25 protein-coding genes are annotated in these 22,610 nt (G+C 63.3%); 13 read left to right on the top strand and 12 right to left on the bottom strand.

Going from position 1 to position 22,610, the window contains the following annotated elements:
• The first annotated feature begins 12 nt into the window (after positions 1-12).
• Positions 13-357 (top strand): cupin domain-containing protein, encoded by a 345-nt coding sequence (locus MRUB_RS13345; protein ID WP_013014903.1) that lies wholly within the window; start codon positions 13-15, stop codon positions 355-357.
• Positions 358-361: 4 nt separating this feature from the next.
• Positions 362-907, top strand: a complete 546-nt coding sequence (locus MRUB_RS13350) for a GNAT family N-acetyltransferase (RefSeq protein ID WP_013014904.1) — start codon at positions 362-364, stop codon at positions 905-907.
• On the opposite strand, the gene MRUB_RS13355 is transcribed toward MRUB_RS13350, so the two are convergent.
• Positions 904-1,284: a YkvA family protein gene (locus tag MRUB_RS13355; protein ID WP_013014905.1), complete on the bottom strand. Its 381-nt coding sequence runs from the start codon at positions 1,282-1,284 to the stop codon at positions 904-906. The genes MRUB_RS13350 and MRUB_RS13355 overlap by 4 nt on opposite strands.
• A gap of 220 nt (positions 1,285-1,504) precedes the next feature.
• Between MRUB_RS13355 and MRUB_RS13360 the strand changes: the two genes are divergently transcribed.
• The 4 genes from MRUB_RS13360 to MRUB_RS13375 all read left to right on the top strand — a co-directional run bounded on the left by MRUB_RS13360 (position 1,505) and on the right by MRUB_RS13375 (position 6,395).
• Positions 1,505-3,094, top strand: coding sequence for an ABC transporter substrate-binding protein (locus tag MRUB_RS13360; RefSeq protein WP_013014906.1), 1,590 nt, complete (start codon positions 1,505-1,507; stop codon positions 3,092-3,094).
• A 190-nt stretch (positions 3,095-3,284) separates the two neighbouring features.
• Positions 3,285-4,289, top strand: a complete 1,005-nt coding sequence (locus MRUB_RS13365; protein WP_013014907.1) for an ABC transporter permease — start codon at positions 3,285-3,287, stop codon at positions 4,287-4,289.
• A gap of 70 nt (positions 4,290-4,359) precedes the next feature.
• Positions 4,360-5,244 carry an ABC transporter permease gene (locus MRUB_RS13370; protein WP_013014908.1) on the top strand — a complete coding sequence of 295 codons (885 nt, stop codon included), beginning with the start codon at positions 4,360-4,362 and terminating at the stop codon, positions 5,242-5,244.
• Positions 5,245-5,348: 104 nt separating this feature from the next.
• Entirely contained in the window at positions 5,349-6,395 is a 1,047-nt protein-coding gene (locus MRUB_RS13375) for a protease complex subunit PrcB family protein (protein WP_013014909.1), read from the top strand.
• 23 nt (positions 6,396-6,418) lie between these two features.
• On the opposite strand, the gene der is transcribed toward MRUB_RS13375, so the two are convergent.
• Positions 6,419-7,780, bottom strand: coding sequence for a ribosome biogenesis GTPase Der (gene der / locus MRUB_RS13380; protein ID WP_013014910.1), 1,362 nt, complete (start codon positions 7,778-7,780; stop codon positions 6,419-6,421).
• Between the two features lie 79 nt (positions 7,781-7,859).
• Between der and MRUB_RS13385 the strand changes: the two genes are divergently transcribed.
• A complete protein-coding gene (locus MRUB_RS13385) occupies positions 7,860-8,522 on the top strand; it encodes an SDR family NAD(P)-dependent oxidoreductase (RefSeq protein WP_015586702.1) in 663 nt (220 codons plus the stop codon).
• A 109-nt stretch (positions 8,523-8,631) separates the two neighbouring features.
• Here the strand turns inward: MRUB_RS13385 and MRUB_RS15830 are convergent, their stop codons facing one another.
• Complete coding sequence (locus tag MRUB_RS15830; RefSeq protein ID WP_013014912.1) at positions 8,632-8,868, bottom strand: hypothetical protein; 237 nt, start codon at positions 8,866-8,868, stop codon at positions 8,632-8,634.
• Positions 8,869-9,291: 423 nt separating this feature from the next.
• Between MRUB_RS15830 and MRUB_RS13395 the strand changes: the two genes are divergently transcribed.
• Both MRUB_RS13395 and MRUB_RS15650 read left to right on the top strand, forming a co-directional pair.
• Complete coding sequence (locus tag MRUB_RS13395; RefSeq protein WP_013014913.1) at positions 9,292-10,119, top strand: IS982 family transposase; 828 nt, start codon at positions 9,292-9,294, stop codon at positions 10,117-10,119.
• A gap of 91 nt (positions 10,120-10,210) precedes the next feature.
• Positions 10,211-10,780 carry an AfsR/SARP family transcriptional regulator gene (locus MRUB_RS15650; protein ID WP_157413588.1) on the top strand — a complete coding sequence of 190 codons (570 nt, stop codon included), beginning with the start codon at positions 10,211-10,213 and terminating at the stop codon, positions 10,778-10,780.
• Positions 10,781-10,957: 177 nt separating this feature from the next.
• Here MRUB_RS15650 and MRUB_RS13405 read toward each other — a convergent pair whose 3' ends face one another.
• Entirely contained in the window at positions 10,958-11,227 is a 270-nt protein-coding gene (locus tag MRUB_RS13405; protein WP_013014915.1) for a hypothetical protein, read from the bottom strand.
• A 553-nt stretch (positions 11,228-11,780) separates the two neighbouring features.
• Between MRUB_RS13405 and MRUB_RS13410 the strand changes: the two genes are divergently transcribed.
• The 4 genes from MRUB_RS13410 (at position 11,781) to MRUB_RS13425 (ending at position 14,929) form a co-directional block, all read left to right on the top strand.
• Positions 11,781-12,650, top strand: a complete 870-nt coding sequence (locus MRUB_RS13410; RefSeq protein ID WP_015586699.1) for an ion transporter — start codon at positions 11,781-11,783, stop codon at positions 12,648-12,650.
• A gap of 27 nt (positions 12,651-12,677) precedes the next feature.
• Positions 12,678-13,292 carry a lysophospholipid acyltransferase family protein gene (locus tag MRUB_RS13415; protein WP_013014917.1) on the top strand — a complete coding sequence of 205 codons (615 nt, stop codon included), beginning with the start codon at positions 12,678-12,680 and terminating at the stop codon, positions 13,290-13,292.
• Between the two features lie 68 nt (positions 13,293-13,360).
• Positions 13,361-14,437 (top strand): peptide chain release factor 1, encoded by a 1,077-nt coding sequence (gene prfA / locus MRUB_RS13420; RefSeq protein WP_013014918.1) that lies wholly within the window; start codon positions 13,361-13,363, stop codon positions 14,435-14,437.
• Positions 14,438-14,452: 15 nt separating this feature from the next.
• Positions 14,453-14,929: an NUDIX hydrolase gene (locus MRUB_RS13425; RefSeq protein ID WP_013014919.1), complete on the top strand. Its 477-nt coding sequence runs from the start codon at positions 14,453-14,455 to the stop codon at positions 14,927-14,929.
• A gap of 3 nt (positions 14,930-14,932) precedes the next feature.
• Here the strand turns inward: MRUB_RS13425 and pheT are convergent, their stop codons facing one another.
• From pheT to MRUB_RS13460, 8 genes are all read right to left on the bottom strand, one after another.
• Complete coding sequence (gene pheT / locus MRUB_RS13430; protein ID WP_013014920.1) at positions 14,933-17,287, bottom strand: phenylalanine--tRNA ligase subunit beta; 2,355 nt, start codon at positions 17,285-17,287, stop codon at positions 14,933-14,935.
• 12 nt (positions 17,288-17,299) lie between these two features.
• Complete coding sequence (pheS, locus tag MRUB_RS13435; protein WP_013014921.1) at positions 17,300-18,370, bottom strand: phenylalanine--tRNA ligase subunit alpha; 1,071 nt, start codon at positions 18,368-18,370, stop codon at positions 17,300-17,302.
• Between the two features lie 254 nt (positions 18,371-18,624).
• Positions 18,625-18,798 carry a hypothetical protein gene (locus tag MRUB_RS15955; protein WP_013014922.1) on the bottom strand — a complete coding sequence of 58 codons (174 nt, stop codon included), beginning with the start codon at positions 18,796-18,798 and terminating at the stop codon, positions 18,625-18,627.
• 47 nt (positions 18,799-18,845) lie between these two features.
• Positions 18,846-19,634 (bottom strand): DUF1932 domain-containing protein, encoded by a 789-nt coding sequence (locus MRUB_RS13440; RefSeq protein ID WP_013014923.1) that lies wholly within the window; start codon positions 19,632-19,634, stop codon positions 18,846-18,848.
• The gene (locus tag MRUB_RS13445; RefSeq protein ID WP_013014924.1) at positions 19,634-20,284 is read right to left on the bottom strand and encodes a 4-carboxy-4-hydroxy-2-oxoadipate aldolase/oxaloacetate decarboxylase; all 651 of its coding nucleotides are present in this window, start codon (positions 20,282-20,284) and stop codon (positions 19,634-19,636) included. The genes MRUB_RS13440 and MRUB_RS13445 overlap by 1 nt, the downstream gene beginning before the upstream one ends.
• Positions 20,281-20,994 carry a PIG-L deacetylase family protein gene (locus MRUB_RS13450; protein ID WP_013014925.1) on the bottom strand — a complete coding sequence of 238 codons (714 nt, stop codon included), beginning with the start codon at positions 20,992-20,994 and terminating at the stop codon, positions 20,281-20,283. The genes MRUB_RS13445 and MRUB_RS13450 overlap by 4 nt, the downstream gene beginning before the upstream one ends.
• Positions 20,991-21,923: a DUF6282 family protein gene (locus MRUB_RS13455; RefSeq protein WP_013014926.1), complete on the bottom strand. Its 933-nt coding sequence runs from the start codon at positions 21,921-21,923 to the stop codon at positions 20,991-20,993. Before MRUB_RS13455 ends, MRUB_RS13450 begins: the two co-directional genes overlap by 4 nt.
• Complete coding sequence (locus MRUB_RS13460; RefSeq protein ID WP_013014927.1) at positions 21,920-22,609, bottom strand: GntR family transcriptional regulator; 690 nt, start codon at positions 22,607-22,609, stop codon at positions 21,920-21,922. Before MRUB_RS13460 ends, MRUB_RS13455 begins: the two co-directional genes overlap by 4 nt.
• Position 22,610: the final 1 nt, after the last annotated feature.

Below are 22,610 nucleotides of genomic sequence, written 5' to 3' on the forward strand. Positions count from 1 at the left end.
GAGGAGCGACCTATGAAAACCAAGTATGCCCAGTCCGCCAGTCTGAGGGGCCTCGAGGTGCCCGGCGCGGTGCTGCGCCCTTTTGCCGGTGAGCATCTGATGCTGCTGCGGGCCGAGGGGAAAGCAGGCTCGCCCCTGGCCGCCCACGCCCACCCCCACGAGCAGATCACCCTGGTGGTCTCGGGGCGGCTGCGCATGCGGGTTGGGGAGGAGTGGCTCGAGCTCGGCGCAGGTGACCTGGTGCACGTTCCCTCCAACGTGGAGCACGAGGTGCTTTTCCTTGAGGACAGCGTGGTGTTTGACGCCTTTCACCCGGTGCGGCAGGATTTGCTCGAGCGGCTCGAGGCCCAAAAATAGTTCCATGCAGCAGGAGGTCACCACCTACTACCTGGAGATGCGCGCCCCCCATGAACTACGCCCCAAGCGCGTTGAGATGGAGGGGTTGCAGCTTATCAAAGCCGAAATTCCCAGCGCCGAGTTGCAGCACTTCCTCTACCGCAGCGTGGGCGGCGACTGGTACTGGTACGAAAAGGCCGACTGGACGTATCAGCAGTGGCTCGAGTACGCCCAGAACCCCCACCTGCATACCTGGGTGCTGTTTCTGAAAGGTACGCCGGCGGGTTACTTTCAGCTCGAGGTGCAGCCGGATAACCAGGTGCAGATCGTGTATTTCGGCCTACTGCCGCAGTTTAGCGGGATGGGGCTGGGGGGGCATCTCTTGACCTGTGCGCTCGAGGAGGCCTGGCGCCTGGGGGCCAAGCGGGTCTGGGTGCATACCTGCTCACTGGATAGCCCGGCGGCCCTGGTTAACTACCAGGCCAGGGGTATGCGGCTTTATAAGTCTGAGACTAAAGCAATGGAAATTCCCGAGCGGACACCAGGCCCCTGGCCGGGCGCCCATGGTTAGTTTAGAGACGGCTCCCCAAACCACTCATCTGCTTTTCGTCGAGCCTGCTCCTTGATGGCGGGGGTGATGTGCGCAGCCACCGTACCAATGGCCACCAGCAGGACGCTTAAATCGTCGGTGAAGCCCACCAGTGGGGCTAGGTCGGCCACCAGATCGAAGGGCAGGATAAAGTAAACCAGCGCGCCCACGATGGTACGCTTGGCCCAGGCCGGGGTCTCCGGGCGCTTTAGGGTGTAGTACAGCCAGAGCGCTTTTTCCACCACCTCGCGGCCTGCCTTACGGGCAAACTTTTGTAGTTTGTGCCAGAAGGCGGTTTCGCTGTAGCGCTCGGCTGCGTTAACCTCAACCACGTGCAGTCTCTGAATCTCGTTACCCATAGTTAGCCCTCCTGATCAACAAGAGGTATATATCTCATGGTAGCAGGTAGCCTGCGAGATGGCTCGAGCCCGCACAGACCCCCCCTTTACGTTCTAAGCGGCAGGTGTATACTTCGCTCTGTAGTTATATCTACCGAGTCCTGGTCAGGTTGCTTGAAGCAAAAGTCGTTTATTTGCAGCGTTTCAGCGCTCGAGCCAGGCTCGAGGTAGGAGGAAGCAGATGAAATATAGGCTGTTAGGCATCTTGGCTCTGGGGTTATTGGGCAGCCTGGGGATGGCCCAAAAAATCCTGGTGTTCGGCTCCAACGGGGAACCCGCAAGCCTAGAGTCGGGCAACATCACCGATGGAATTTCCATCTACGCCCAGCGGCAGATCTACGATACCCTGGTGGACTTCAAACCGGGTTCCACCGATCCTCAAGCAGGCTTAGCGGTTAGCTGGTTCGCCTCTCCCGATGGTAAAACCTGGACATTCCGCCTGCGTCAAGGGGTTAAGTTCCACGATGGCACCGATTTTGATGCCAATGCGGTGGTATTCAACGTAAATCGCTGGTGGGATCCCAAAGACCCCAGCCGCATTAGCGGTGGCTCCAACTACGAAATTTGGGGTGAGCTTTTCGGCGGCTACAAAGGTGAAAAAGGTAGCTTCTTAGCCAGCGTAAGCGCCGTAGACAAGTACACCGTGCGCTTTACCTTTAATAATCCTGTACCCTACTTTCCAGTAGCCATCGGATCGGGCTATTTTGGCATAGCCAGCCCTGCAGCCATCAAGGCTGCCGGGGCCAAGTACGGTACGGCCGCAGGTGGAGCCGTCGGTACGGGACCCTTCAAGGTTAAGGAGTGGCGTCCGGGCGATCGCCTGATTCTCGAGAAGAACACCAACTATTGGAAAAAAGGCTCCCCCAAGAGCGACGGCGTGGTATTCCGCTTTATCAAAGACCCCGCCGCACGTCTGGCTGAGCTGAAGGCTGGCTCCATTGACTTCACCACCGACATCCCCCCGGCCAATCTCAAGGATCTGCAAAGCGATCGCAACCTCCGCGCGGTCTTCCGCCCCAGCTTCAACGTGGGCTATCTGGCACTGAACCCCAGCCACAAGCCGCTTTCCGATGTGCGGGTACGTCAGGCCATCGCTATGGCCATCAACAAAAAGGAGATTGTAAAAGCCTTCTGGGGTGATCTGGGTGTCACCAACGGCCACTTCTTGCCTGGTAGCTTCAAAACCTACTACTCGCCCAAAGTAACCGACTACGAGTACAACCCCGCCAAGGCCAAGCAACTGCTGGCCGAGGCCGGCTATCCCAATGGCTTTGACCTCGAGCTCTGGTACATGCCGGTTTCGCGCCCCTACTTCCCCACCCCTAAAGAAATAGCCGAGGCCATGGGGGCTGACCTCTCGGCCATTGGCATTCGCGTGAAATTCCAGACCAAGGACTGGGCCACCTACCTTAACGACCGCCGCAACCCCCCGGGCTTCCAGGCTTACATGCTGGGCTGGACTGGCGACTACGGTGACCCCTCCAACTTCTTCGACCCACACTTCGCCTCTCCCATCAGCGACCTTTTCGATAGCGCTGGCAATAAGCTCGACATTAAGGAGCTCAACAGCGTGCTAGCCAAAGCTGCGTCCAGTTCCAACCAGGCTGAACGTGTGAAGCTCTATCAGCAAGCTGATGAGATCACCTTCAACCTTGCTCTGCGCATCCCTATTGTGCACAGCCAGCCCCTGGTTGCTCAGCGGGCCAATATCAGCGGCTGGGTTCCCAGCCCACTTGGCAGCGAGTCCTTCGAAGACATCGTGAAGCGATAAAAGATATCTCCTCTAGGGCGTAGCGCGCTACGCCCTTTTTTATTGGGTCTCCCAGTCATTTCAAAGCGAAAGCTGGTATGGCGTATTTCAGTCAAAGTGCGTTGCCAGGCTGGTCTCTACCTGTTTCTAACCTATAGGCTTCACATCCTCGGCCAAGACCTATATCATCTGAAAGCTAGGTAATTATCTCATGTGGGCTTATACAGCTAGGCGTCTTCTGGGCATCATCCCGGTACTCTTTGGGATATCGCTGTTGGTCTTTTTGTTTCTTCATCTAATACCCGGCGATCCTGCTGTGGTCATGCTGGGCGAGCGCGCTGAGCCGGAGCGCATCGCTGCTCTACGGGAAAAGCTGGGCCTCGAGCGCCCGCTTTGGGAACAGTACCTTTTTTTTGTAGGCAACTTGCTGCAAGGTGATCTGGGAACCAGTATCTTTAACCAGCTCACCGTCAAAGAGCAGTTGGCTCGTCGTTGGCCTGCTACTTTTGAGCTGGCCATCGCCGCAACTTTGTTTGCCGTAATCATCGGGATTCCCTTTGGGATACTGGCAGCCATCCGCAAAAACTCGCTGATAGACAACCTCGCCACCTCGTTTTCGCTTCTGGGGGTATCGCTGCCGGTATTCTGGCTGGGCCTTCTGCTGGTCTACCTATTTGCTGTAAATCTGCAGTGGCTACCTGCGGGCGGCAGGCTTTCCATCGATGTAGATGCGCTTTTTAAACCCATCACGGGGTTTTACGTCCTAGATGCTTTATTTCAACCCCAGACCTTCTGGGATGTAGCCAAGCACCTGATCTTGCCAGCCATCACCCTGGGCACCATCCCGCTGGCTATCCTGACCCGCATCACCCGTAGCGCTATGCTCGAGGTGCTCTCACAGGATTATGTGCGCACCGCTCGAGCCAAAGGTCTGAGCGAACGGGTGGTGATCTGGCGGCATGCCTTCAAAAACGCCCTGCTCCCCGTCGTAACCATCATCGGTCTGCAGTTTGGAACCCTTTTAGGTGGTGCCATTCTGACCGAGACCATCTTTAGCTGGCCGGGCATTGGCAGTTGGATCTACGAGGGCATTCTCAATCGCGATTATCCAGTAGTGCAGGGAGGGGTAATCTTTGTGGCGTTGGTGTTTGTTGTCGTCAATCTGGTTGTGGATCTGTCTTATGCCCTGCTCGACCCAAGGATTCAATACCGATGAGCCGCTTTATCCAGCCACATACGTTGCCCACGTTCCATGGTTTCAATCTTGGTTTGTTGAGTGAGGTGGTATGGCCCTGACCCAAACAGCCCCCAAACCCAGCACCGACACCCCAACCCGCTTGGCAGTCAGGCGGTTCATGAGATCGAGTTCTGGCAAAATCGGACTGGTAATGGCGGTATTGTTGGTGCTGCTGGCCTTGCTGGCACCCGTACTCAAGCCCTACGACCCCACCACCGACCGTGATTTTATAAACCGTTTGAAACCCCCTTCAGCAGAGCGGCTTTTTGGTACCGACAATCTGGGACGCGATGTGTTTACCCGGGTAATTCACGGCAGCCGAATCTCGCTCCAGGTGGGGCTAATTGCCGTAGCCCTGAGCCTGGTAGTAGGCACCTTGTTGGGGCTGATGGCTGGCTATTTCCGGGGCTATCTTGAGATGCTTATCGGATGGATTACCGATATTTTGCTGGCCTTTCCCAGTACCCTGCTGGCCATTGCCATCGTGGCGGTGGTGGGCCCCAGTCTAACCAACGCCATGATCGCAATTAGCATCACCCAGATTCCGGTTTACATCCGGCTGGCCCGCAGCGTGGTGCTTTCGGCCCGTGAGCTCGATTACGTGCAGGCTGCCAATGCGCTGGGAGCCCCCAACCGGCGGATTCTACTGCGCCACCTGCTCCCCAATGCCTTGCCTCCCATCATCGTACAGGCCACCCTTTCCATCGGCACTGCTACCCTCGAGACCGCCGCGCTGGGTTTCCTCGGCTTGGGGGCTCAGCCGCCCGCACCCGAGTGGGGGGCCATGTTGTCTGATGCGTTCCGGGGCGGCTATGCTCTCAACGCCCCCTGGACAATGGTTTTCCCCGGTCTTTTCATCATGCTGACCGTACTGGCCTTCAACCTGCTCGGGGACGGCTTACGCGACGCCCTCGACCCCAGGGCCCTGCGGTAGCTGCGCTTTAGCAGCATCTCATCATCGGCCAGCTCAGCTTCTTCTCTTTTGAGGAAAGATTTACCCAAGGCCAGCCCCTCATCCGAAGCCGCTAATATGGGGGTATGAAACCTTGGCTGGGTCTTATCCTGTTGGCCCTGGCCGGCTGCATCCCCGAGCCGGGTCAGCCGACCTACCGGGCCACCGAAATTCAGGTGCTGTTCCCCGAGAACACCGAGCGCTGGACGTATTTTTACGGCGAACCCCAGGTGGTGCAGCTCGACGGGCGCAGGCTGGCCCTTACCAAAGACACCTCCAGCAGCCCCCTGGCCGTGCCAGAAGCACTCCTGGTAGACGGCGAGGCCCTCTATCGTGAGATTGGGCCGGCCCAGCCCCGTGTAGCCCAGACCAGCCGCACCTTCTTCGGTTCACAGTTTGTGGTACGAGCCAACCGCAATGTGCAAAGCGCCTGGCTGTTTGATGGGGACTGGTCGAGGCTGGGAAACAGTTTCCTCAGCAGTAGCGCACAGGTTGTGGATAATCGGCCCGGCATGCCCCGTTTCGAAGAGCTGTCCGCGGCCGAGAACGCGGTGGTGCTGCGGGAAATCCTGGCCCGCCGCGGGGGCCGCCCGGTGGTGCTGTACGAGATTCAACCGGCCCTCGAGCCCAACCGCTACACCCCCGCCCCCAGCCAGAGCCGGGTGGCGGCCCTGGCCGTGCAGTACGGCCTCGAGACGGAGCTCACCCTTATGCCCCCCAACCCTAACCCCAGCCCGCGCATCATGCGGCAAGGCAGCCAGTCGGCCTATACCGCCCCAGAGCCCGCCGCTTTCCTGGTTAGCAGCACCGAGCAGCTCCTTAGTGTCTGGCGGCTGGCTACCAGCAACCAGATCCCCCAACCCGCCACCCCATCGGTCGATTTCAGTCGGAGCCGGGTGGTGGCCTTCTTCTGGGGCCAGAAGCCCACCGGCGGCTATGGCGTGCAGTACGTGAGCAGCCAGCTTTCGGGCAGCACCCTGCGGGTCACCCTGCGCCTGGTGAGCCCCGCGCCAGGGGCTATCCTGACCCAGGCCCTGACCAGCCCCTTTGTGCTGCTCGAGGTTCCCGGACGCTTCACCAGGGTTGAGTTCGTAGACGTGAACGGACGGCTCCTGGCCAGCGCGGGAAGCTGAGCCCCAAGCGCTGGCGTGTCTCGTTACTCCCTCTCCCCTGCCCCTTTGCCCGGCTGCTCCCGACGCCCGCGGAAGACCATCCGGAAGGGAATCTCGCGCAAACCCAGGTCTTCGCCAATGCGGTTGCGTAAAAAGCCCTCGAAGGCCCGCGTGACAAACTCGGGGTGGTTGCAAAAGAAGACAAAGGTGGGGGGGGCCACCTCGGGCTGGGTGAGGAAAAAAAGCTTGAGGGGTTTGCCCTTAAAGTTGGGGAGCAGGGTCTGGGTACTCCAGACCGAAAGCCAGCGGTTGAGTTCAGCGGTCTCGAAGCGAACCCGGGCCAGCTCATAGAGCCGGGCGGCCTCGGAAAGAAGCTTGTGCAGGTTCTGCTTGGTCACCGAGGAGACATACAGGAGGGGCAGGTGCTGCACGTGCGAGAGTTTGAGGGCCAGGTCGGCCCGCACCCGCCTGGCCTCTTCCTTGGTCTCGATCAGGTCCCATTTGGTGATGGTCAGGATGACCGGCTTGCCGGCCTCGAGGGCCTCGTTGGCTAGCTTCAGCTCGTGGTCGCCCAGCTCCTTGGGGTCTATCACCAGCAGCACCACATCGGCGTCGCGGATGGCCTGGTGGGCCCGCACGATGGCCTGTTCCTCCACCCCGGTCTCGGGCCGCTTGCGGATGCCGGCGGTGTCGACCAGCAAGAACCGGCTACCCCCGTAGTCGAACTCGACATCGATAGAGTCGCGGGTGGTCCCGGGTATCTCCGAGACGATCACCCGTTCCTCGCCCAGGATGGCGTTGAGCAGGCTGGACTTGCCCGCATTGGGCCGGCCCACGATGGCCAGCCGGATGGGTACGACCTCGGGCTCGCTCTCCCCCTGGCGGATGGGCAGCAGGGCCCAGATGCGCTCCAGCAGCTCATCGAAGCCCCGGCTGTGGGCCGCGCTGGTGGGGACGGGCTCGCCAAAACCCAGGGCATAGAAACTCCCCAGGTAGGCCTCGTGTTTAGGGTCGTCTATTTTTGTGGCTACCAACAACACCGGCTTGCCCTGGCGGCGCAAAAAGTCGGCGACCTCGAGGTCGGCAGTAACGATATCGCTGCGCCCATCCACTGCAAACAGCACCAGATCAGCATCGGCGATGGCCCGTTCGACTTTTTGCTTGATTTTCTTCTCCCACACGTCCCCCGACCACAAACCGCCGGTATCCACCAGCTTGAAGCGGCCCTGCTCACTTTCTACAACGCCCTCTTTGAGGTCGCGGGTCACCCCCGGCACATCGGCCACCACCGCAAACTGGCTCCCGGCCTTGGCGGCTTTCTCGGGGGCGGCGCGCAGTCCCAAAAGCTTGTTGAACAGGCTCGACTTACCCACATTGGGGCGGCCCACAATGACCACTCTATACATAACTCAACCCGCTTTCGGTTCTAGCTGGCCCACGTTACATAAGGCCATAAACAGCATTCTTGATGTTACCATGCGCGGTATGAAGCCTAAAGCCTGCCTGGTGGTTGGAATGGGGCGGGGGCTTGGGCTCTCGGTGGCCCGGCGCTTCGGCCAGGAAGGGTACCGGCTGGGCCTGATCGCCCGCAGTGCGGCCAGCCTGGAAAACTACGCAGGGGCGCTGGAACTCGATGGCTGCGCGGTTCAAACCTTTCCCGCCGATGTAGCCCGCACCCCCCAGCTCATCTCCGCCATCCGCGAGGCCGAAAAAGCGCTCGGCTCCATCGAGGTATTGGTGTACAACGCCTACGCCGCCCAGGGCCGCCGGGCCTCGGAGCTGAGCCGGGAGGCCCTCGAGCAAACCCTCCAGGTCAATCTTTACGGGGCTTTGCTGGCAGCCCAGCTGGTCATCCCCGGCATGCTCTCGCGCCGCCAGGGCACCCTGCTCTTTACCGGGGATGGCCTGGCCCTGAACCCCCAGCCCGACCAGGCCGCGCTCTCCATTGGCAAAGCCGCCCTGCGGGCCCTGGTGGGCGCCCTGAGCAAAGAGCTCTATCACGAAGGCATCCATGCCGCTACCGTGACCATCGCCGGCCCGATCCGGCGCAACACCCCCTTCGACCCTGACCTGATCGCCGAAAAGTTCTGGGAGCTGCACACCCAGCCTCCGGGCCGGTGGAAGACCGAGGTGGTCTACCAAGGATGAGGCCCACTTCATCAAAGCAAACTTCTTGTAACACCTCTCCGTAAAGCTCGCTCGGCTCTGGATTTAAACAGGGGATACCGTCCTAGAGAGCGTGTTTGTATTACCAGACTTATTCCTCTGCAGTGGGCTTATCTGGACGTGCACCACGGAGCAAAGCCAACACCGCGAGTGCAGCGTTCAGACTTATAGCGAACAATACTATGGCCCATACTGCAACGGCTAAGCCTGAATTCCAGTTAATAACCATATCGCCGTTCACCGCAACGATGACCAGTGCAAAAAGTGATAACAGGATCCTGGTTAGATTTTTTTTTAAATGACGGTTCGATTTACTTTTCCCCAGCATATCTACCCTCCGCCGTGAAGCCTTCCTGTCCGTTTATTGAATTGCTGCTCTTGCTCGAACGACGCAAGAACTGAAGAAAAATCCCACCCAGCCACCCTGACAGAAACAAAATCATTGCGTAAAGTGGCAGAACCAGCAAAACCCCAGGTAGGCTAGCAACTCCCAGGCTATTGTAAAGTGCAGGGAACTGCACCACAACAGCCGCTGTTGCCCAGCCAACTGACCAAGCAACCACCCAGAGGCTCATCTCAATGAGCGTATGGTATTTCGTCCATGCTACTATCCCGCTTAACACCGCCCCCACCAGTCCAACCGAAAAAATGGGTGGCCCACCCGACCCCATGGCTGTTCCCAGCGCGCTAAGTGAGCTTACAATAACTCAAGTTGCCACCTATCCTGACTACGCAGAAAATAAAGGCCACTATGAACTGGACTGTTCTAGTGGCCTTCTGCATTATAGACGATCTGCTCAAGACCCTCGGACACAAGGACGACCCCCAGAGCAAGACCCCCGCCAGCGTCGTCCTCACCCTCTGGATTCTGGCCGCCCTGGCTTTCGCTGGAAAGCACAAGCACGCCCTGATCTATGCCAAAGAGCAGGGTCTTTTCAGCTACATCCCCTCCCCCAGCCGCTTCAGCCGACGGCTGCACAGCCTGGCCCACTGGATACCGCTGCTATTGTCCCTGAGCAAGACTTTATGGGAGCAGCTAAGCTCAGTGGAGCACTACATCCTCGACACCTTACCCCTGCCGGTCTGTGAAAACATCCGCGCGCCCCGTTGCCGCCTGGCCCCAGCCCGCGTATACCGGGGCTACATTCCCAGCAAACGCAGCTACTTCCACGGACTCAAGCTCCACCTGGTCTGCACGGATAACCAGTGGATCAGCGAAGTTCTCCTCACCCCTGGCGCCACCGCGGACGTGGAGGGGTTGTATCGGCTGCCGCTGGACTTGCCGCAGGGAAGCAAGCTGTACGTGGATCGGGGGTACACCGACTATCAGGCCGAAGATGACCTGGCCATGGCTGAGGGCATCCGGCTGCGCGCCATCCGCAAGGGGAACTCCAAGCGCTACCACCCACCCGGTCAGTTCATAGTCACCGTGGGCAGGAAGATTATCGAGTCGGTGGGTGCTGCCCTGACGGAACTATTCCCCAAGCGCATACATGCCACGACCCTCCAGGGCTTTGTGCTCAAGGTGTGGGGCTTCATCTTTGCCCACAACTTCAGGCGGCTGGCTAGTATTTTGTAGGTGGCAACTTGGGTTAGCTATAACCAACAGCAAGGCCCGGGAAATTCTGGTTTGGCTGGCACTCAACGGCAAAGGAAGCCGCGGGCAGATCGTGGACGCACTATGGGATGGCTCCGACGACTATCGTCACATTGACTATTTCAAGATCTCGGTTCGTCGGCTTCGGTCGGCGCTTGCCAGTCATCCGCTGGTGGACTTTGATCCAGTACCCTTCGAGGGCGGCCTTTACAGGTTTGGCGATCGCCTCGAGGTGCAGGTGGACGTCGTGGAGTTGGAGGGTCTTTTGGCGCTTGGCAGTGCCGAAGACCTGGAAATGGCCCTGAAAGTTTACCGAGGAACCTTTTTGCCGGAAGTCGAGGCGGGCTGGGTGGAGCCCATCCGAACCCGAGCCCTCGATGCAGCCCTGGCTGCAGCTGCCTCGTTGGGTGAAATGCTGGCGGAAAATAACCCCACCCAGGCTGCTTGGGCTTTTCAAAAGCTGGTTGAGCTTGATCCCCTCGCAGAGGCCTCGTACATCAAACTGCTGAGGGTGTTGCGTCGGCTTGGTGACCATCCTCGGGCAAAACTGGTTTTCCGCTCGTTGGTGCGTATGTTGGCCAATGAGTACGGGGCCGACCCCGATCCAGCGGTAGTTCGGGAGTTTGGCGACCTGCTGGAATAGCGAACCCAAACCACCCCCTAAAAGTACTTCCGAAGAACTCTCAGCCACGGCAACCGCACAGCCAGGGCGCGTTCATCCTTACTGCGCTGATTGTTCAACCGGGTTTGGCGCTCTATGGTGGCTTCCCGGTGTAACCGGGCCAGCTTTGTTTCGGTATACTCCCTGAGGAACATTTCGTTAATCTGCATAACCATCTCCTCTGTCCAACTCGAGCCAGTTGACAATGGCCTCTAACGAGGCCGAAACCGTCGCGGAGGCTGGGGGCAGAAGGTTGCTGGCTAGCTGGCGAATTTTGGCCAGGACGTCCGAAATTTCCTGGCCGGAGCTGAGTTTCTCTTCTGCCACAACAATCAGCGTCTCCCCAAGTAAAACCTGCTGCTGTGTCCAGGTACGGGTAAGCGGGGCCTCGCGGAACCTGGCTCGAATGGTGTCTAAGGCCAAAAGCACGGCATCATGTCGGCGAGGATTTTTCACGCAGCCCCCGTATGCACAACATGGGCTTATACCAATCGGGATGAACCGCTTTCCTGAAGAACTGGGTATGCTTGAAGCCAGGGTTCCGGAGACGGCATTGGTTCAGGGATTGGAAGCGGAATCGGTATGGGAATTGGACGTGGCCAGGGCAGCGGCATGGGCTCAAATCGGCGGCTCTCCACGCCAACGAGCTGGTAAGGCGAAGAAGCGCTATGAGTCCCATCAGACTCCACTAACCCCTAACCAACCAGCACGACCGAGCCCAGCACAGCGCTGACCAAGGCCGAGATTAGAACTCCTACCTGAAAACCCAAACGGCGTTTTTGCATAGCTACCTCCTTGTGTCACTTTGCGGCCCGCGCTTCTTTGGTGGCGAGCCAAGGGCAGGGTACACAGTGCGCGATAACAACACGGGAACAACCGCAAACCGCCAAGGTGTCTCCGAGGTGTCTCTGAATTGAGTTTTGGGTTGCTCCTTTAGCCTGCACGCCCGGTCAGGGGCTTGGCAGGGCCTATACTTGGGCCTGTGAGTGCCTCTACACCCAATCCCCTGGGTCGTCTGGTGGCGTCGGCCGCCTTCAACCGTTTTGTTACCGCTGTTATCGTGTTAGCCGCCGTACTGGTGGGCCTCGAGACCTACCCACCTCTCATGGCACGCTACGGCCCCGCCCTCCACCTGCTCAACAACCTGGTGCTGGCTATCTTTGCCCTCGAGGTGCTGCTGCGCATGGGGGCGCTGTGGCCCCGGCCGCTGCGCTATTTCCTCGACGGCTGGAACGTCTTCGATTTTTTGATCGTGGTGGGGAGCCTGCTGCCGGGGCTGGGGGCCTACGCGGTGGCGGCCCGCCTGCTGCGGCTCCTGCGGGTGTTGCGCCTCGTCCGCACCCTCCCCGACCTGCAAATTATTTTGGGCGCGCTATTGCGCAGCATTCCTTCCATCGGCTACGTCCTGCTGCTGATGCTGCTTTTGCTCTACGTCTACGCGGTGGCCGGGGTGTTTTTGTTCGGGACCAACGACCCCTTCCACTTCGGTAACCTGCACACCGCGCTGCTCACCCTCTTCAGCATCCTGACCTTAGAAGGCTGGGTGGATGTGCTGCGCATCCAGTACTTTGGCTGCGAGCGCTTCGAGCTGCCCGACCCGGCCCTGTGTGTCCAGCCCCAGGCCCAGCCGCTGGTCGCAGTGGTGTACATGGTCTCGTTTGTCCTGCTGGGCACCCTGGTGTTTTTGAACCTGCTGGTGGGCATCATCGTTAATAGCATGGACGAGATGCGCAAGAGCCTGCAGGAGCGCAAGGCGCCATCCTCCGACCTCGAGGCCCGGCTGGCAGAGGTACAGGCCAAACTCCGGGAGGCCCAGGCCCTGCTAAATAACCTCGCCGGGCACCGCGGGTGAGGCCATCCTTTATGCTATACCGGTAACATGAAGCATCCTTACGCAATTCAGCCCCGGACGCCCTGGCAGCGTTTTGGGGTATGGGCCTTGCAACGGCTGGGCTGGACGCCCGTGATGGCCCCGCCCCCCGGCCAGAAGTTCGTGCTGGTGGGCTACCCCCACACCTCCAACTGGGACTTTCTATATGCCTTGCTGTGGGGCATGGCCTCGGGCACCCGCTTTCGCTGGGTGGGCAAGAAAGAGCTGTTTCCACCGGTGCTGGGCGTGGTGATGCGGTGGCTGGGGGGCATCCCGGTGGATCGGGCCAAGGCAGGCGGCGATTTTGTGGGCCAGGTGGCGCGCATCTTCGAGCAGCACGACAACCTGTGGGTGGTGGTGGCCGCCGAGGGCACCCGCAGCCGCGCCCCCTACTGGAAAAGCGGGTTCTATTACATGGCCCTCAAAGCCCGTGTGCCCATCGCCCTGGCCTACATTGACTACCGCAAGAAAGAGGTGGGGGTGGGCGGCTACCTCACCCCCACGGGCGACCTCGAGGCCGACTTCGAGCAGATCCGGGCCTTTTACCAGGACAAGGCGGGCAAAGACCCCCGCAAACAAAGCCCCATCCGCCTTAAACCCAAAGACAGCGAAGCGTCCACCTAACCCACAAAGCAAGCGCGCGCCTACCCGCGCCCACACTTCCGCGCTATTCTGGTAGATAGTGACCGTGTATGCTGGAGAAACTTGAGTCCTTAGAAGCCGAGTACCAGGCACTCGAGCGCCAACTGGCCGACCCGGCGGTGCTCGCCAATCAGAGCGAGTATCAGCGCATCAGCAAGCGCTACGCCGAGATGGGCCACCTGGTCGAGACCATCCGTAGCTACAAAGAGGCCCTGACCCACCTGGCGGAGGCCCGCGAACTGCAGTTCGACCCCGAGCTGGGCGAGATGGCCCGGGCCGACATTGCGGCCCTCGAGCCCCGCATCCGCGAGCTGGAAGCCGAGCTCGAGCTATTGCTGCTGCCCAAAGACCCCCTCGATGAGAAAAACGCCATCGTGGAGATTCGGGCCGGCACCGGGGGCGAGGAGGCCGCGCTGTTCGCCGCCGAGCTGCGCGACATGATCATGGAGTACGCCAAGCAGGGCGGCTACCGGGTCGAAGTCCTGGACACCTCGCTCACCGACCTGGGGGGGGTTTCTAAGGTGGTCTTCGAGGTGAGCGGGCCGGGGGCCTATGGCTACCTGAAGTACGAGGCTGGGGTGCACCGGGTGCAGCGGGTGCCCGCCACCGAGACCCAGGGCCGCATCCACACCTCCACCGCCACCGTGGCGGTGATGCCCGAGGCCGAGGAGGTGGATGTCCAGATCGACCCCGCCGACCTCGAGATCACCGTCTCGCGGGCCTCGGGGCCAGGGGGGCAGGGGGTCAACACCACCGACTCGGCGGTGCAGGTTCTGCACAAGCCCACCGGCATGATCGTCTCCTGCATGGAGTCGCGCAGCCAAATCAAAAACAAAGAAAAAGCCCTCTCCATCCTGCGTTCGCGCCTGCTGGAGATGAAGCGGGCCGAGGAAGCTGCCCGCCGCCGGGAAGACCGCCTGGCCCAGATTGGGGCGGGCGAGCGCTCGGAGAAGATTCGCACCTACAACTTCCCCCAGTCGCGCGTGACCGACCACCGCATCGGCTTCACCACCCACGACCTGGAAGGGGTGCTGGCCGGCGACCTCTCCAAGCTGCACGAGGCCCTGCGCAAAGCCGATCAGGAACGGCAGCTCGAGGCTTTGTCCACCGCATCCAAGACCGCCTAGGCGCAGGTGGTCGGTATGCATGGGTTACGGCGTGACCTATTGGTGGCAGCCGCCATCCTGATGGACAAACAGGGACGGGTCTTGCTGGTCGCCAACGACTGGAGCCGCCGCGGGCGGGTGCGCTATACCCTGCCAGGGGGGATGGTCGAGGCTGGGGAGAGCGTGCTGGCCGCCATTGTGCGCGAGGTGCAGGAAGAAACCGGCCTGCACATCAGGGCCATCCAGCACCTGGCCTACGTGGTGCAGGTGGAGGACGCCCGCAAGAGCGAGCGCACCATCGCCATGGCCTTCCGCGCCGACTACCAGGGCCTGCTCAACCCCAAAGACCCCGATGGGCACATTGTGGAGGCCCGCTTTTTTACGGCCGAGGAGGTCGCGGTCAAGCTGGACGAACACCGGCCCCTGCTGGAGCCCCTCATGGACTATATCCGGGGGGAGCGGGGCCGGTTTTATGCCTACTCGAGCTGGGGCGGCGAGGGCACCCGGGTATGAGCCTCAGCGGCGAATGGCAAAACCTTTTTGCTCGAGCGCGGCGATGATGTTTTGCATAAACCCATCGGTCTCCGGGTCGGTCAGGGTGCGCTCGGGGTGGCGGAAGCTGAGGTGGAAGGCCAGGCTCTTCTGCCCCTCCTCGAGCGGCTTGCCCCGGTAGACATCGAAGACCTCGAGCTTTTCCAGGTATTCCCCAGCCCCCGCACGAATCAGCCGCTCGACCTCGGCATAAGGGGTGGCGTCCGGTACCACCACGGCTAGGTCGCGCATGGAAGCCGGATACCTGGCAATATCCACGAAACCGCCAGAACCCCTGCTGAGGGGGAGGGCCAACTCGAACAAGAACACCGGCGGCAGTTCCAGCGCCTCGGCAATGGCCGGGTGCAGCGCACCGATCTGCCCCACCTTCTGCTCGTTCCAGTAGACCGCCCCGCTGATGCCGGGGTGCAGGTAGGGCACGGCCTCTTTCTCGACCCGCACGCAGCTCCCCAGGTTGTGCGCAGCCGCCTCGAGGAGCCCCTTGAGGGCAAAAAAGCCGCCTCCCAGGCCCTTCTGCCACAGCCCCGGAACCGGGTCGCCACACAGCAAAGCCGCCAGGTGCAGGGATTCGACCTGCCTGAAGACCTTACCCACCTCGAAGAGCAGAAAAGGCTCCTCTTCTCCCTGGGCCAGGGCGGTTTGCAGGTTCCTGAGCAGGCCGGGGTAGAGGGCGGTGCGCAGGGCGGTGCGGTCGGGGGTCTGGGGGTTCTGCATGAACACCGTGGGGGCCGGCGCCCGCATCAGGGTGCATTCCTCGGGGGAAGACCAGGAGTAGTTCAGCACCTCCTGGAAGCCCAGCCCGGCCATCACCTGCTTAAGCCGCTCGTTGGCCTCGTAGGGCGCCTCCACGCCCAGGTTGTCGGGGTGGGGGAAGAAGCTGGGCAGGGTGGTGGGGATCTGCTCGTAGCCCACCACGCGGGCCACCTCTTCCACCAGGTCTTCCTCGATGTTCAGGTCTACCCGGTGGCTGGGCGGGGTCACGGCCCAGACGCCGGCCTGATCGGTGGGCTCCACGGTGCAACCCAGGCGGCGGAGCACCTCGGCCTGGGTGGCCTCGGGGTACTCGAGCCCGACCAGCCTCGAGGCATAGGCGGGCCGGAAGGCAATGGGCGGGTGGGGCTGGGTGTGGTTGAGGTCGAGGCGATCCTGGGCCACCTGCACATTGGGCCCACCCCAGGCCTGCAGCAGCTCCATAAAGCGATCGGCGGCCAGAAGCTGCCCGTCTTTGTCCACCCCGCGCTCAAAGCGGTAGGAGGCCTCGGTCTTGAGGCCCAGCCGCCGGGCAGTGCGGCGCACCCGCACCGGGTCGAAGTGGGCCACCTCGAGGGCCACTGCGCTGGTGGTTTCGCGGATTTCGTCCTCGAGGCCCCCCATCACCCCGGCCAGCCCGGCGGGACGGGTCTGTGGGCCGTCCTTGACCGCAATTAGCAGGTCGCGCTCGTCCAGGGTGCGCTCCTGCCCGTCCAGGGTGACCAGCTTTTCGCCGTTGCGGGCCCGGCGCACCACCAGGCCCTCCCGAATGAAGGCGGCGTCGTAGGCGTGCATGGGGTTGCCCAGCTCGAGCATGGCGTAGTTGGTAGCGTCTACCACGTTGGAGATGGGCCGCATTCCCGCCGCATACAGGCGGCGCTGCACCCAGAGCGGGCTGGGCCCCACCCGCACCCCCCGCGCATAGGACAGGGTAAAGCGGTCGCAGCCCTCGGGGTCTTCGATCCAGACGCCAAACGGCAGCGGTAGGGGCGTGGTCTGGGGCTTGGGGCTGGGCCGCACCAGGCTCAGGCCCAGGGCGGCCAGATCGCGGGCCACCCCGTAGACCGAGAGCCAGTCGGGGCGGTTGGGGGTGATCTCGACCTCGATCACCTCGTCGGGCCCCCAGGCCTCGGCCAGGGGCGTGCCGGGCGGCAGGGCCTCGGGCGCAAACTCGAGCAAGCCCCCGGCATAATCGCCCACCCCCAGCTCCTTGGGCGAGAGGGCCATGCCGTAGGACTCGAGACCGGCAATGGTGCGCACCCGCAGCTCGCTGCCATCGGGCAGCACCGTACCCGGCAGGGCCAGGGCCACCCCCACGCCCGCTTTAGCGTTGGGCGCAGCGGAGATCACCTGCACCTCCTGCCCAATGTCCACCACAAGCCGGCGCACCTCCTTGCCTTCCAGGTTCTCAACCTGCAACACCCGGCCAAACACCACCCGGCTGGGCGGTGGGGCCAGTTTGGTGATGGACTCGGTCTCGAGGCCCAGTCCAGCCAGAAGCTCCTCCAGGCGCTCGCTGCTGGGGGCATCGGGTAGAAATTCTTTGAGCCAGCTATAGACAATTTTCATCTGCAAACCCCACTAGCCTCTAAACTGCCGCAAAAAGCTCAGGCGGTTCTGGTAGAAGTAGCGGATATCGGGGATGCCGTAGCGCAGCAAAGCCAGCCGCTCAACCCCCATTCCGAAGGCCCAGCCGGTCATCCCCTCGTAGGCCCTGGGCAGGCCCTGCCGCTCGCGGTAGTCGTCCACCGCCTTGAACAGGTAGGGGTGTACCATGCCGGCCCCGCCCAGCTCGAGCCACTTCTGGCGCTCGGGCCACCACATGGCAAACTGCACCCCCGGCTCCACAAAGGGAAAAAAGGTGGGCTGGAAGCGGGCCTTGCCCTCCTTGCCGAAAAGCCCCCGGGCCAGCTCGCTGATGGCCCCCTTGAGGTCGGCCATGGTGATGTTGGGCCCCACCACCAGCCCCTCGAGCTGATGGAACATGGCCTCGTGTGAGGCGTCGGTCTGTTCGTAGCGGAACACCCGCCCCGGCACCACAATTCTGAACGGTGGGGTGTGCTGGATCATGTAGCGGATCTGCATCCCCGAGGTATGGGTGCGCAACACCGCCCCACCCAACCCGGTCACATCCTCGCCGAAGGGGCCCTGGATGGTAAACGCTTCTTCCGCGGCACGGTTGAACTCAACCCAGAAGGTGTCCTGCATGTCCCGCGCAGGGTGCCACTCGGGCATGTTCAGGGCGTCGAAGTTAAAAAACTCGCTCTCCACCTCGGGGCCTTCCACCACGCTGAAGCCCAGCCTGCGAAAGATATTTACCAGCTCGAGCACAATCCGGCTGGTGATGTGCAGCCCCCCCGAAGGGAAGGCGTAACCCGGCAGCGAGACATCCAGGGCTTCCTGCTCAAGCTGGGCCTGCAGGGCCTGCTCTTTAAGCTGGGCCTCGCGCGCCTCCAGGGCTAGCTCGAGGGCCCGCTTCCACTCGTTCAGCACGCGGCCCTTTTCCCTGCGCTCCTCGGGTGGGAGCTGGCCCAGGGTCTTCATCGCCTGGGTCACCTGACCGTTCTTGCCCAGGTAGTGCACCTTCAGGCCCTGTAGGCGCTCCAAATTAGGCGCTCTGCCAATCTCTTCCAGCGCGGCTTCGATATCCATGCAACCTCCAAGCAACCTTGCCCAGTCTACCCAAACGCGGTGGGCGGCACGCAGGCCGCCCACGAGAGAGTCTTGCATCTCCCGCGGGCCTAGCTAAAAAACCACCCCCCGGCCATACTTGCGGGTTAGCCTACCACCCCAGCAAAACCCCGGTCAATCGCGGTCATCACCCAAGCGCCGCACGGGGATGGCCTCTCGAGGGCCAGCGGCGTTTTTCTGTTTGAGCTGGCTAAACCACCTCCCACTGCAGGTTGCTAGCCAAGGACAAACAACAACAGGCCCAGCACGGCCGTCCCCACCGCGCTGGCCATCAGGATGGGGAAGGCTTTGTTGAGGTTGGGGTTGCGCGGGGCCAGCACCCGCCAGAGTGCTACCTCCACCGCGCTGACCAGCAGCAGCAGCAGACCAACTAGTTTGATAGCTTCCACAGGCCCATTGTAGCAGCAGACCCTCCGAAAAGTACCGTTGGCTCGGCCTACTCAACGGGGCGCTGCCGTGTTTGTTCGAACAGATCGGCCAGCCAGGCCTCGGTGGCCTGGGCCATGTGGGGGGTGATCCCCAGCGCTTTGAGCATCTCTGCTGCTGCGGCCATCTCCTCCCGCCGGCGCCTCGCGTGGCGCAGGCTGCCCTCCACCAGCCGGTCTACCAGGCGGGCATCGGCGGCGGCCAGGGTCTCGGCGATGTTCTGCCAGGTCTCCTGCTCGCAGCCGAGCCGGCGGGCGGCCTCGAGGGCCTCCCCCACGGCCGCGGCCATCCCCTTGAAAAACACGCTGCGCACCAGCTTGCGGGCGGCTGCAGCCCCCGCCTCCGGCCCCACCGGCTCCACCGGCATGCCCAGGGCCCCCATGGTGGCGACGAAGCGGGCCGCCCCCGGCCCCGAGACCAGGGCCGGGGTGCGCAGGCCCCTGCCCGGCACCGGGCTCATCAAGGCCACGTCGGCGAAGAGGGCCCCGGTGGGGGCCAGCACCGCGGCCAGCGACTGCTTGAGGGCCGGCGCGGCGGTATTGAGATCGGCAAAGAGCTGCCCTGGGCCGAGGGTGGGGGCCACGGTCTGGGCCACCTCGAGAGCCACCCGGGCCCAGTTGACGCTCAGGATCACATGGGCGCCCCGAACGGCCTCTATTTCGCTTCCCACCCGCTCGAGGCCCGCCACGCTGCGCTCGGGGATGGGGTCGTATCCTCGCACCCGTACCCCCAGGGCGACCAGATCGGCGGCGATGGCCGAACCAGCCTCCCCCAGGCCCAAGATGGCGATAACGGGCATCACCCCTCCCCCATAGCCCTGGACAGCTCTTCTTCTACCTGGGGGCGCAGCCCGTAGAGGTCAATGGACAGCGCCCCCGCTGCGAACTGCTCGCGCAGACCGGCCTCGCGCTGGGCCCTGGCCTGGGCTGCTTGCAGGACTTCTTCGGCCCGCTCGGCAGCCACCACCACCGCCCCGTCGGCGTCCAGCACCACGATGTCGCCGTTGTGGATGGTCGTGCCGCCCAGGGTGAGGGGCACCCCCAGCCGGCCCAGGCTTTTGCGCTCGGCCCCCCGGGCCCGGATGTAGCGCGCCCAGATGGGCAGGCCCATCCGGCCCAGCTCCTCGGCATCGCGCACCGCGGCGTCGATCAGCATGCCGGCCACGCCGCGCCGGAGGGCCTGGGTGGCCAGCAGCTCCCCCACCAGGGCCACCGGCTGGGCCTCGGGCATGGCGATCACCAGCACCTCCCCCGGCTGGGCCACGGCCATCACCGCGTGCACCATCAGGTTGTCGCCCTGGGCGCACAGCACCGTGCGGGCCGGCCCGGCCACCCGGCTGCCGGGGGTGAGGGGGTGCAGCGGGAGATCCACCAGGCCCTGCCGCCCCGAGGCCTCGTAGACGGTGGCCACCCCCAGCTCGGCGAAACGCTGTAAATCCTCGAGCCTCATAGCGACCTCACCACCTGCGGCAGCACCCGCTGAAAAGCCTCGGCCCGCTCGATGTCTTTGTAGCCTGCGATGCGCCGGGCGTGGTTGGCCCGGTGGGCGGCCCGCTCGCTGTAGTACTGGCGCAGGTAGCTTTGCGAAGCGAAGACCGCCATGGCCTGCTGCTTCTTCTCCCAGACCGGGGTGATGTCCAAAAAGACGTTGGGCACGAAGCCGCATAGCTCGGGCTGGTGCGGCTCGAAGAGCAGCAGCTCGGGCGGACGCACGGTGCGGAAGGCGCTGGCCACCCCGGAGCCGCTGGCGAGCTGGCGGGCCCGCTCGGTGGCGGCGTAGGCCACCGGGTGGTCGGGGTTGAAGGGATCCTGCTGGGCGTGGGTGAGGATCAGGTCGGGGGCGGTCTCCACGATGATGGCGGTGAGGCGCTCGAGCGCGGCCCTGTCCACCTCGAGGGGGTAGTCCCCCAGATCCAGGCACTCGAAGCGGGCCCCCAGGATGGCGGCGGCCTGGCTGGCCTCGCGGTGGCGGATCTGCTTGACCTTCTCTTCGGTCTGGCCCGGTTCCTTCCACAGCTCGCCCGACTCGCCCCGCTCGCCGTAGCTGAGGGCCACCACCCGCGCCACCCCGCCGGCTGCGGCAAAGGTGGCGATGGCCCCGCCGGCCCGCCACACGAAGTCGGCGGCGTGGGCGCTGATCACCAGCAGGCTCCGGCTCATGCGCGCCCTCCCGTGGCCAGCCGGACGGTGTTGGTCACCGCCATGACCCGCACCTCCTCCTCGCTGAAGCCGGCCTCGAGCAGCCGGTCGGCGAACAGGGCCAGCCCGTCCTCCACCGGGGGGTTCTGGGGCTGGCCGAGGTCGGTGGACAGAAACGAGTGCGCCGGCCCGGTGGCTCGGATGGCCTCGAAGGTGTGCTCCCAGGAGACCTTCCCGCTCACGATGGGGGCCAGGCAGCGCTCGAGGTAGGCCCCCTGCCGGGCCAGGGCCTGCTGGTCTTCAAAGGAGAGGTTCTGGGTGGGGTAGTCCGGGTGGGTGATGACGATCTGCTGCACCCCTTCTTCGCGGGCGGCCTGCACCACCGCCATAATCTCGTCGCGCCCGAGGTGGCCTGTGGCCAGGATCAGGCCGTGCCGGGCGATCACCTGCAAGACCTGCCGCACCACAGGGCGCACGGTTCCGTCCGGGTTCAGCACCTCGATGGGCGGCAGCGGCAGGCCGGCTTCACGCAGCTCGAGCTGTAGCTGGGCCCACAGGGGCAGCTTGCGCCCCGGCCTGGGCTCGGCCTCGTGGGCCTCGTTGGCCGCGTCCACGGTGGGCAGCCAGACGATGCGGGCACCCCCCCGCGCGGCGATCTCCACCGCTACCGGGTTCAGCCCGCCCACCGCGTGGTTCAGCACGATGGCCCCCAGGGCCTCCACCCCCGGCACCGCGGCGCGCACCACGGCGGCGCGCTCGGCGGTGGGGGTGTAGTGCGACTTAAGCACGAAGCCCCGCAGACCCAGCTCGCTGTAGCGGCGGGCCAGCTCCAGGTCGCTGATGCGGCGGCGGATCACGTCCGGCTCGATGTGCACGTGCAGGTCGTAGGCCCCGCGCACGAGTTCGCGGGCCCCTGCGCTGGGCGATGGGATGGGGGTGGGTTCGCTCATGCTTCCTCCAGGATGGGGCTGGGTGGTTGGGGTGTGGTCAGGGCCGCGCTCTGCCGAAGGGCTTCGGCCACCTGGCTGAGGTGCTCGAGCATGGCCTGTGCGGCTTTTTCTTCGTCGTGGGCGGCCACCGCCTGCACGATGCGGCGGTGTTCCTCGAGCGAACGCCTCGAGCGGCCCGGCACCAGGATGGTGCGGAACTGGTGGCGCACGTTCTGGGCCCGCAGGCTCTCGATGAGCCGGGCGGCGGTGCGGTGCCCGGCGATCTCCAGCAGGCGCTGGTGCAGTTCGCTGTTGAGCTCGGACATCCCCAGCAAGTCACCGGCCTCGTAGCGCGCCTCCATCTGCCGCAGGATATCCTCCAGCCGCTCGACCTGCTCGGGCGTGGCCTTGCGGGCCGCGTAGCGGGCGGCCAGGCTCTCCAGGGCCGCTCTGGCCTCGAGGATCTCCACCGCCTCGGCCTCGTCAATGGCCCGCACCGTGGCCCCGCGGAAGGGCTCGCTTTTTACCAGCCCCTCCTGCTCGAGGCGGGCCAGCGCGGTGCGGATGGCGGCCCGCCCCAGCCCGAAGCGCTCGGCCAGCTCCTTCTCCACCAGGCGCTGCCCCGGCAGAAGCTCCTCGGCCAGGATGGCCTGGCGCACCCGGTAATAAGCGGTCTGTGTCTCGGTGGCCTTCTCGCTTACCGGCATA

The organism is Meiothermus ruber DSM 1279 (genome assembly GCF_000024425.1).
Classification (GTDB): domain Bacteria; phylum Deinococcota; class Deinococci; order Deinococcales; family Thermaceae; genus Meiothermus; species Meiothermus ruber.

Excerpts from the sequence above, each read along its gene's own strand:
- MRUB_RS13345 (WP_013014903.1), top strand. The coding sequence starts at position 13 with ATGAAAACCAAGTATGCCCAGTCCGCCAGTCTGAGGGGCCTCGAGGTG.
- MRUB_RS13350 (WP_013014904.1), top strand. The coding sequence starts at position 362 with ATGCAGCAGGAGGTCACCACCTACTACCTGGAGATGCGCGCCCCCCAT.
- MRUB_RS13355 (WP_013014905.1), bottom strand. The coding sequence starts at position 1,284 with ATGGGTAACGAGATTCAGAGACTGCACGTGGTTGAGGTTAACGCAGCC.
- MRUB_RS13360 (WP_013014906.1), top strand. The coding sequence starts at position 1,505 with ATGAAATATAGGCTGTTAGGCATCTTGGCTCTGGGGTTATTGGGCAGC.
- MRUB_RS13365 (WP_013014907.1), top strand. The coding sequence starts at position 3,285 with ATGTGGGCTTATACAGCTAGGCGTCTTCTGGGCATCATCCCGGTACTC.
- MRUB_RS13370 (WP_013014908.1), top strand. The coding sequence starts at position 4,360 with ATGGCCCTGACCCAAACAGCCCCCAAACCCAGCACCGACACCCCAACC.
- MRUB_RS13375 (WP_013014909.1), top strand. The coding sequence starts at position 5,349 with ATGAAACCTTGGCTGGGTCTTATCCTGTTGGCCCTGGCCGGCTGCATC.
- der (WP_013014910.1), bottom strand. The coding sequence starts at position 7,780 with ATGTATAGAGTGGTCATTGTGGGCCGCCCCAATGTGGGTAAGTCGAGC.
- MRUB_RS13385 (WP_015586702.1), top strand. The coding sequence starts at position 7,860 with ATGAAGCCTAAAGCCTGCCTGGTGGTTGGAATGGGGCGGGGGCTTGGG.
- MRUB_RS15830 (WP_013014912.1), bottom strand. The coding sequence starts at position 8,868 with ATGCTGGGGAAAAGTAAATCGAACCGTCATTTAAAAAAAAATCTAACC.
- MRUB_RS13395 (WP_013014913.1), top strand. The coding sequence starts at position 9,292 with ATGAACTGGACTGTTCTAGTGGCCTTCTGCATTATAGACGATCTGCTC.
- MRUB_RS13415 (WP_013014917.1), top strand. The coding sequence starts at position 12,678 with ATGAAGCATCCTTACGCAATTCAGCCCCGGACGCCCTGGCAGCGTTTT.
- prfA (WP_013014918.1), top strand. The coding sequence starts at position 13,361 with ATGCTGGAGAAACTTGAGTCCTTAGAAGCCGAGTACCAGGCACTCGAG.
- MRUB_RS13425 (WP_013014919.1), top strand. The coding sequence starts at position 14,453 with ATGCATGGGTTACGGCGTGACCTATTGGTGGCAGCCGCCATCCTGATG.
- pheT (WP_013014920.1), bottom strand. The coding sequence starts at position 17,287 with ATGAAAATTGTCTATAGCTGGCTCAAAGAATTTCTACCCGATGCCCCC.
- pheS (WP_013014921.1), bottom strand. The coding sequence starts at position 18,370 with ATGGATATCGAAGCCGCGCTGGAAGAGATTGGCAGAGCGCCTAATTTG.
- MRUB_RS13440 (WP_013014923.1), bottom strand. The coding sequence starts at position 19,634 with ATGCCCGTTATCGCCATCTTGGGCCTGGGGGAGGCTGGTTCGGCCATC.
- MRUB_RS13445 (WP_013014924.1), bottom strand. The coding sequence starts at position 20,284 with ATGAGGCTCGAGGATTTACAGCGTTTCGCCGAGCTGGGGGTGGCCACC.
- MRUB_RS13450 (WP_013014925.1), bottom strand. The coding sequence starts at position 20,994 with ATGAGCCGGAGCCTGCTGGTGATCAGCGCCCACGCCGCCGACTTCGTG.
- MRUB_RS13455 (WP_013014926.1), bottom strand. The coding sequence starts at position 21,923 with ATGAGCGAACCCACCCCCATCCCATCGCCCAGCGCAGGGGCCCGCGAA.
- MRUB_RS13460 (WP_013014927.1), bottom strand. The coding sequence starts at position 22,609 with ATGCCGGTAAGCGAGAAGGCCACCGAGACACAGACCGCTTATTACCGG.